Source organism: Nocardia sp. NPDC059229 (assembly GCF_042754165.1).
GTDB lineage: Bacteria > Actinomycetota > Actinomycetes > Mycobacteriales > Mycobacteriaceae > Nocardia.
The window spans coordinates 1-8,950 of record NZ_JBHZAK010000057.1 but is presented as its reverse complement, the minus strand read 5'-3'; the positions used below and the strand labels follow the sequence as shown (position 1 = coordinate 8,950).

8 protein-coding genes and 2 pseudogenes are annotated in these 8,950 nt (G+C 64.1%); all 10 read left to right on the top strand.

What is annotated here, in order from left to right:
- Positions 1-438 (top strand): integrase core domain-containing protein (locus tag ACFXHE_RS43815; RefSeq protein ID WP_379391665.1); only part of this gene is annotated, 438 nt, incomplete at its 5' end.
- A 496-nt stretch (positions 439-934) separates the two neighbouring features.
- Entirely contained in the window at positions 935-1,777 is an 843-nt protein-coding gene (locus tag ACFXHE_RS43810) for a hypothetical protein (RefSeq protein ID WP_379391663.1), read from the top strand.
- A gap of 68 nt (positions 1,778-1,845) precedes the next feature.
- Positions 1,846-2,121: a hypothetical protein gene (locus ACFXHE_RS43805; protein WP_379391661.1), complete on the top strand. Its 276-nt coding sequence runs from the start codon at positions 1,846-1,848 to the stop codon at positions 2,119-2,121.
- Positions 2,122-2,725: 604 nt separating this feature from the next.
- Positions 2,726-3,019, top strand: a complete 294-nt coding sequence (locus ACFXHE_RS43800) for a barstar family protein (RefSeq protein ID WP_379391659.1) — start codon at positions 2,726-2,728, stop codon at positions 3,017-3,019.
- A gap of 1,152 nt (positions 3,020-4,171) precedes the next feature.
- Positions 4,172-4,483, top strand: a pseudogene (locus ACFXHE_RS43795) (Tn3 family transposase); the annotation flags it as partial.
- Positions 4,484-4,629: 146 nt separating this feature from the next.
- Positions 4,630-4,887, top strand: coding sequence for a hypothetical protein (locus ACFXHE_RS43790; RefSeq protein WP_379391657.1), 258 nt, complete (start codon positions 4,630-4,632; stop codon positions 4,885-4,887).
- Positions 4,888-4,973: 86 nt separating this feature from the next.
- Positions 4,974-5,300, top strand: a pseudogene (locus ACFXHE_RS43785) (Tn3 family transposase); the annotation flags it as partial.
- Between the two features lie 428 nt (positions 5,301-5,728).
- The gene (locus ACFXHE_RS43780; RefSeq protein WP_379391655.1) at positions 5,729-7,285 is read left to right on the top strand and encodes a serine hydrolase domain-containing protein; all 1,557 of its coding nucleotides are present in this window, start codon (positions 5,729-5,731) and stop codon (positions 7,283-7,285) included.
- 164 nt (positions 7,286-7,449) lie between these two features.
- Positions 7,450-8,244, top strand: a complete 795-nt coding sequence (locus ACFXHE_RS43775; protein ID WP_379391653.1) for a CPBP family intramembrane glutamic endopeptidase — start codon at positions 7,450-7,452, stop codon at positions 8,242-8,244.
- 19 nt (positions 8,245-8,263) lie between these two features.
- Positions 8,264-8,950 (top strand): MerR family transcriptional regulator (locus tag ACFXHE_RS43770; protein WP_379391651.1); only part of this gene is annotated, 687 nt, incomplete at its 3' end.

Here is an 8,950-nt window from a genome sequence, read left to right as displayed (position 1 = left end):
ATCGACGAGTTCACGCGAGAAGCGCTGGCCACCAGGGCATTCCGATCGCGCACCGCCGACCGTCTCGTCGCTGTCCTCGACGAGATCATCGCGGCTACCGGTCGAAGACCCAGGCATATCCGCATGGACAACGGCACCGAGATGACCGCGCACGCGATGGCCGACTGGTGCCGGTTCACCGGTGTCGATGCCTCGTTCATCGACCCGGGATCGCCCTGGCAGAACGGGGTCTGTGAGTCGTTCAACGGCCGTTTCCGCGACGAATTCCTGTCCTGCGAGGTGTTTCATTCGCTGACCGAGGTGCAGGTCCTTGCCGAGGACTGGCGCATCGAGTACAACAGTTACCGGCCACACGGATCGCTGGGTTTCCTTACCCCGCAAGCATTCCGGCAGCAATGGTCACCGACCGAGTTCGAGCCACAAATCCAACTCGCATAACCGGTGGACCTGCAACCGGGGCCCAGTCAGAACCTCTGACTCTGCAGCGTCGGGACGCTGACGGTTCCAGCGTATCGGGGGTGATGTTCCCCAATCCTGGTGGCACCACCGAGTGGTGACAAGTTGTCAGCACTACTGTGAGGAGTGTGGCAGTGACGGCGATTTCCAATGTCGAACGGTATGCCTCCATCCTTTCCACACCGATACAGGGGAACTGGAATACATGAGCGGGCGCGACGAATACCGTGTCAGCCTCGCCGATGAGTTCACCGAACTGACAGACGCCACGCGTGCAGTCAGGTCGGCGCTGAACAAGTGGGTAGGCGGCGGTATCGCAGAGCGACTACCCCGCCCTGAACGTGCCAGTGCTGCCTCCAACGCATTGTTCGAGCTGGACAGACTGATCGGTAGGCTCAATACCTACCGACATAGGTTGTCGCGTGCAATGGACGATCTCGGCGAGTGACGTCACGTGGGTACACGTATGGTCACGGCCTTGGCCGTCGTAATCCTGTTGAGCGTCGGGGCATGTCAGCAGCAGCCACGGCCGTCGGTACCGCCCACGTCCGCTTCGGCGGTCCGTGAGCGGGAAGCCGCGACCAAATGGCTGATTTCGGAGGAAGCCCTTCACTTGCTGGCAGATGCTGGGATGTCTCGGGACGAACTATCGGCGACCTTCAATGTGCCAGATACGTATCTGATTTCAGGTGGTGGCTCAGGTCCTGACTATCCTGACGCTGTTCGTACCCAAAGCTTCACGAGCGTGACCGCGCTGGAATCGGCGATCGATCATCATCTGGATGCTGAGACCCGAGCGGTGCTCTACGATGACGAGGCTTGGTCGCTCACTCCTACCGTCGAACAACAGGACCCTGCCGCCGCCGAGGCCCGTGCGGCTGCTGTAGCCCACGCCCACAATCTGGTATTGATCGCTACTCCCGCTACTGATCTGACGCGAATCCCTGCCCCCGGGGAGCCAAGCTACGCCGCCTTCTTGCGTTTGGGGCTTGTCAGCGCTGCGGCGAAATGGGCCGATGTCATTGACATCCAAGCGCAGGGCAGTGAAGCCGACACCGCCAAATATGCTGATTTCGTCAAACAAGCCGCCGCAGCGGCTCGTGCGGCTAACCCGCATATCGTTGTGCTGGCCGGCATCAGCACGAATCCGAGTGGGCAGTCGGTCACGGTAGACCAGCTCGGCGCGGTGATTGACGCTACCCGAGCTCTTGTCGATGGATATTGGCTCAACATTCCGCAGGCGGGGAAGGCATGCCCACGTTGTGGAATCGCTCAGCCCGAGATTGCGGTAGCTCTGTTGCGTAAGCTGGGTCGGCGTTGACCTCGGCTGCCGGAGATCCCCATGAGTGGGAACGATCCCCATACGCGCGCGGATGAGCGCTTGCCGACATGACCGGCTTGATAACTGCCGTCCATGCATTCCGCGCGCCCGACCAGAAGATCGCGACGAACCTGGCGAAGGCATTGACCGTGTTCGGATTCGACCGCGTTGCCCTGCGGTCGGTTCCAGGTGCCCACGGCACCGACCGGCCGACCTACTGGAACGTCTCCGCCTACGATGCCCGCCCCTACGCCGATGACGCCGCCGGCGCTCACGCCATCGGAATTATCGGCCGGTTGGCCGCAGCCATCGCCGAAAACACGACAGCTACCCGGTCGGCATAACGCGGCAGCCAGTTCCACAGCTTGAAACGACGACGAACCCTTGACACCACCGTGGTAAGCCGCCGCCCGGGGTGAAGGGAGAGCTGATCCAGGCTTACATAGATAAGCTATCGGTAGCTCAATCATGTTGAACTGCAAGCGATTCCATCCTGGCGGAGTCTCCATGTCAGGTCCGGGAAAGTTGGCAGCAATCCGCGAGAGGCGGCAGTGCGTGCCGGTCGCATGAAATTCCGGTAAGACCGGGCAGCAGCCGCGGGTGTTCTCGTTGTCCTGTGCATATCCCATGCACGCACTGGTTGCGTCACTGTGACGTATGTGGGTGATACGGATGTGTGGCGAGATTCGCAGATCATCGCCGCTACCAGACGGTGATCGCCCAGGACAGCGACCGCTTCCCCTCGACTACCCGTGCTCCATCGCGGATCCTGTCGGCGCAGTACGCCATGCGTGATGCGCTTCATCTCGAAGTTCCCCCGAAGAAATCCATACCACCTCGATATGAGATGCGTCATCGAACTTGCCGCCGAGCCCGAGACTCCACATCGCTTTCCCACGGCTGGTCGGTCGATAGCCTTGGCGTGCAAGCTATTTCGAGAGCTGAGCCATGCAGGTCACCATCGACGGAACACAGATTCGGACACAGACGGACTTTCACAACACTCTTGGACGTCTCCTGGACTTCGGCCCGTACTACGGACACAACTCGAGCGGGCTATGGGATCGCCTGACCACAGACGTCGAACGCCCGGTCGAGATCGTCTGGGAGAGTTCAGGAATCAGCCGTGAACTGATGGGCATCGAAGCGTTCGACGCCATCGCGACGGTCCTGAGAGACGCCGCCGATCGCGATGAATCCAACCACCCAGCCGATGAGAGGCTCACGGTGGTCTTTGCATGACATCGTCGTGGCAGGTTACGCGTACGCCGAACCAAGCGTTTCCACCAGCGCCGGCCCGCGTCCACGATCCCGGGGAAGGTGGCCACGCGTCCCAACTCCATGAATTCTGGCGTCGCTCAATGCTTCTCGTTGATGGCTCCTATGAGCCCCGCCCGGCTTGTCGGACACTGTCGAATATGCCGCTGAATAACGGTACACTGAACGGCGTCTAATTATGTTCGAACGGGCCAGGCCTGGACAGCTGCTTCAACACAGGGGAATGCATGTCTGACAACTCTGGATACCCACGCCGCCAGCGAGGGATCATCGCGGGAATGCTGGTTGCCGCAGCTATTGCGGTACCGGTCACGTTTGCCGCATCTGCTCGAGCGAGCACGCTCGAACTCGAAGGCCCCCAGGTAGAGCCTGTTTCCTGCTGGCACCGAGCAGATCCTTGGTGCTGGCAGGACGACGACCATTGGGGAGGGTGGCGCGGTTGGCGCAACGGCCCGTATCTGCCTCCCCTGCAGCCGCGCTATTTCCCGGGCTCCGGAAGCGCGAGCGGCAGCGGCGGATCCTGGTAATCCATGACCAGGCGGACAACGGCATTCTGCCGTCGTCCGCCTTGGGTGCGGCTCTGCTGCAGTGACGGTTGATCCGGCGGTGAGTCGGTCAGGAGGGTCGGTCACCGTCCCCTCTCCCCTACCAGGTGACCGGGAGCCGTGTCGGACCACGGGTCAATGAACCTTGTTTCCAGGTCACTTCATCGGGCGACACCGCCAGTGACAGTGTGGGAAGTCGGCGCGGCAGCATCGTCAGTAGTTCGTGCATCTGCATCCGTGCCAGCTGCGCACCAGGCAATGGTGAATACCGTGGCCGAAACCGAGATGCGGGTTCGGATTGCGGGTCAGTTGGAGCCGATCAGCATCCTCGAATGCCTCTGAGTCGCGATTTGCCGACACGACCGAAAGCACGACGGAATCACCAGCCGCGATCGTGACATCGCCGATGTTGACATCGACCTTGGCCTGGTACGGCAGACCACCGCCGGTCCCGTGCGGAACGTATCGGGATCCCGGTAGTAATCGCCGAAAATCCAACGAAGCTGACCAGGGGCCGCTGCGAGGGTGACCCGGTAGCCGAGTGCTTCGAGCTGACCGATCGCACGGGAAGTCGCTCGAGGCCGAGCTGACCGAGATGCTGCCGTTCGCGCCGATCGTGTCGCTGCTGATCGAGCTGGACAAACGCACCGGCTACCTGGACTGCTTCACCCACGTCTCCGGCAAGCAAGCCCGCAGCCCCGAGCTGAAACGCAACCTGATCGCGGTCCTGCTGGCCATTTCCACCAACCTCGGACTGACCAGGATGGCCGAAGCCTGCGGGATTTCCTACGACATCCTCGCCTGGACCTCCCGTGCGATCGGTCAGCTCGAAGCACTCGGCTACCGGGTCACCCTCGAACCCGTCACTCAAAAATCCGAATAAAGTGCGAGATGTCTGTCATGTCATCGACTTTGCCGCACGCGGCTGTCACCGGGCTGGCATACCCGCTGACAGGGCGTCCGGACTGCTCACAGCGGTTGTCTCGCCCGGCGAAGGGTGAACCCCCGGTAAGACTCGGCCGGACCTGAGTGGAAGAACGCGGCGAATACCTGCGGGGTACCCCGACGATTACGACCGGGCCGCACTTCCACGGGCTGGCCAGAATCGTCGGTGCCGCCGACCACCTGATCGACCAGCACATCACCGCGGCCCGCCGGCGGGAACACCGTCGGCGCGACGGCACCATCGAACCTGGTACACCGGTGTCGTGGGCGAAGATCGGCGACGCGCTGAACATCAGCGGCCAAGCCGCCGGGAAGCGCGCCCGCGCCACCGGCTCGCAGTAAAGCCGCCACCGCCGATGACCCCTGAGCGGTAGTGCTGGTTGCCTTGCGCGACGCGATCCGGCGGCGCGAGATCTACGTCAATAGGAATGGGGCGGGCAGCGCGCACGATCTTCGCCTGCGACTATCTGGCATCGGAAGAACTCAGAAGGGAGATCAACAGCGGCTTGGCGGTGGTGGAGAACGGGAACTCCGCCAACACGGTCGTGTTCTACGGCAAGGACTCCCAGCTCATCGGCGCCGACCGCGAGCACGCCGAGGTGTCGATGCTCGCGCTGCACCTGCTGCAATCGGCGATGGTCCACATCAATACCCTGCTGCTGCAAGCGGTCCGCGAGGATCCGCAGTTCCATAATCTGATCGGCGATACCGAGCGCCGCGCGCTGAGTCCGCTGTTCTGGTCCAACATCAACCCCTACGGCCGATTCCGGCTCGACATCAACACCCGCCTGGACCTGTCCCGGGAACATGTCGCGGGCCGAGTGAGGCCTGCATGCCTTACGGCGGGATCTGCTCTACGCCCACGAGGGCATGATCCGGGCGCGCCACCTCGAGACCCGGACCACACAGGCGTGGTGTCTGACCTTGGCCACCAACGTGTGATATCGCGTGGACCACAGAGTATTACGGGCTGGCGGTGGGGTAGATGCGCCGCGAAGGGCGGCGCATCGATGACGAGGTGTTGGCGCACATGTTCGGTGTCGACGAGGTCGGTCCACGCAGCGGGGACGGACGGATTGCCGTGAGCCAGATCACGGTTGAGGTTGACCCGAGGTCAGGGTGGAAGCTCGGCGCAGCGGCACGATGCCGACGGGACAACCACAGCTTCCAGGAGCAGACCACCATGACGATCATTCTTTCCGACCAGGACAAGAGCACCCTGCGGACCGCCGCCTACGGCGCGGTGTCCTTGATGGCTGCTGCCACCGGTGCGCCTCATAAGGCCGCCGCGAATGCTGTCATCGCCCTGACGTCGGCGACCGGTCTGATCGGGCACGTGCTCGCAGCGAGGACCAAGGACATCGAACTGACGGGCAAGACCGTCGCTGAACTCGCCGATCGGGTGTTGCCTGCCCTGGCCGCAGCGGCGCCGCTGCTCGGTGAGCAAGCTCCGGTAGAAGCCGACAACTTCCGCAGCACCATCCTGCTGGCCATCGAAGCCGCTCAGGCTCATGTGGGTCGGCCCGGTTCGGCCACGGCGGAGATGGCCCGCAAGATCACCGCCGCCCTCGAAGCCGCCGGGCCGGCCAGTGCGGTCAGCGGGGCTGTGTCGGCGGTTGCTGCCGGGCAGGATCGCCCGGAGTTGCGGAGGGCGATCGAGGAGATCGTCGATTCCGGTTTCGTCGGGGTGTCGGTGCGGGTGCGCGATGAGCGTGGCGAGTGGGTCGGTAGTGCGGGGGTGGCCGAGCTGGGCGGGACCGCGACGCCGCCGATCGATGGACATGTGCGGATCGCCAGCAATACCAAAACTTTCACCGCGGCCCTGGTGCTGCAGTTGGTGGCCGAGGGCAAGATCGGGTTGGACACCCCGGCGGTGGCCTATCTGCCCGAGTTCGCGCTGGACGAGCGGATCACGGTGCGAATGTTGTTGCAGCACACCAGCGGGATCTTCAACTTCACCGGCGAGCTCTATGAGGACGGGACGATCGTGGCGGGGATCCCCGCGCCGGGCACGCCCTGGGGAAAGCAGTGGGTGGACGACCGGTTCCACACCTACCGGCCGCAGGAGTTGGTGGAGCTGGCGTTGTCCAAGCCGGCGCGTTTCGAGCCGGGCACCGGCTGGAGCTACTCCAACACCAACTACGTGCTGGCGCGGCTGCTGATCGAGAAGGTCACGGGCCGCGCCTTCGCCGAGGAGATGCGGCGGCTGATCCTGGAGCCGCTCGCGCTGTCGGGCACCGTGGTGCCCGATGGTCCGGAGGTCCCCGAGCCGCACGCCCACGCCTACTACCGGTACGAAGAAGACGGCCGGGAGAAGACGGTCGACGTCACCCGCCACGACCCGTCCTGGAACCCCAGCGGTGGTGACATGATCTCGACCACCCGGGACTTGGCCACCTTCTTCTCCGCTCTGAACAGCGGGAAGCTCCTTCCTGCCGAGCTGCTGGCCGAGATGCGCACACCGCGCCCGACCGGCATTCCGGGCATGGGTTACGGCCTGGGGGTGTTCGTGCAGGAAACGGCGTGCGGCGGAACCGTTATCACCCACAACGGCGGTCATGCGGGCTACGCGACGCTGATGTATGCCACGCCCGACGGCAGCAAGACCATGACCGCGTCGCTGACCGGCGTGGACGATTCCGCGATGTCCCTTGCGGCACCGTTCCAGATGGCGCAGCAGCGCCTCGTCAACGAGGTGTTCTGCGGCGGGCAGGCCGATCTGGCCCGGCCGGCGGCCTGAGCAACTGCGACCTGCACGTACCGACGGGCGACTGCTTTCTCTCGCGCCTCGGGCAGACCGCGAAGGGGCCACAGCGAACTCAACGAGCGCGCTGTGGCCCCTTCACATGCACCTTCCAACCCATTCCACGTACCCCTTCACCAACTGTCCGAGGAGTTCTTGTCATGTCCACCGTCGAAGGCACGCGACCGAACCGGCTAGTCGAGCGGCTGCTCGACGACCGCCACTCTCTGCCGCTGTCTATCGCGTTGCACCTGGTCCCCGGCGTCCTGATCGTCGCTGCCTACGTGCTCATCAGCGAACCATTCGTCAAGGCCATCGGTTGCCCGGGCTTCCTGGGCTGGGCGATCGCCCTGTGCCTGATTCTGATCCCGATCCAAGCCGGGCTGCTGTGGCTGGGCCGCAAGCGCAACGGCCGCTTCTCGCTGCACGGGGTGCTGCGCTACACCGGCAGGCCGGTTCCGCGGGGGAAGCTCGTCGCGATGGTCGTCGCGCTCATCGGGTGGATGATGGTGCTCGGGTTCGTGCTGGCGCCGTTGAACAACTTCTTCAAGCACTTCTTCACCTGGCTGCCGTATGCGAACACCGGCGGCAGTGGCAACAACACCTACCTCGATCTGCACGGATACTCGCACTCGACACTGCTCACCACGGCGGTGATCTGCCTGCCGCTGACGGGGATCTCGTTGCCGCTCATCGAGGAGCTGTACTTCCGGGGTTTCCTGCTGCCCCGCATCGCCTATCTGCGCGGATGGGCGCCGGTGGTGAATACCGTCTTGTTCGCGCTGTACCACCTGTGGTCGCCGTGGGTGTTTGTGTCGCGGGTGATCTTCACCTTCCCCGGGTACTGGTTCGCCTGGCGCGAGCAGGACATCCGGCTCTCGATCGGGATGCACGTCGGCGTGACCTCGATCGTGGCGACGCTGGGCACCATGGCCCTTGCGCTGGGCCTGGTTTGACGCAAGGCAGGCTGAGCTCATGAGGAATGGAGTCACGATCGGGCAGGCGGCAGCCTTCGTCGGCGTCACGGTGAAGACAGTGCGGCACTATCACAAACTCGGCTTGGTCACCGAGCCCGCCCGCGACAGCTCCGGCTATCGGCGGTACGGATCGGACGATCTGCTGCGGCTGGTGCAGGTGCGGACGCTGGCCGCCGCCGGGGTGCCGCTGGCCGAGATCGGGCCTTTGCTCGACGCCGACGCCGACCGGTTCGCCGCCGCGCTCGCCGACGTCGAGCGTGGGCTCACCGAACGGATCGAGGAGATGATCGCGCGGCGCGACACACTGCGCCGGCTCGCCGATGGGAACCGGGCGCTGCTGGGCGACCGCGCTGTGGCGCTGCTGGAGCGGATGACTGGCCTCGGGTTCCCCGCGGACGAGGTCGCGACCGCCCGCGAAGGCTGGGTTCTGGCCAAAGCCCTTGTCCCGGATGGCTTCGACGACTACCTCACCCATCTCGACCACGCCCTCGACGACCCCGGCTACGTCGCCTTGATCAAGCGCGCCGCCGAGGCCGCGGTCTGGAAACCGGACGACCCCCGCGTCGCCGAGCTCGCCATCGACCTCGCCGACCACTTCCTCGCCAACCCCGAACACCTGAAAGTCGTAACTGCGTTGCAAGCCCGCACCGATACCGCAACCCGGTACACGATGATCGCTCAGCAC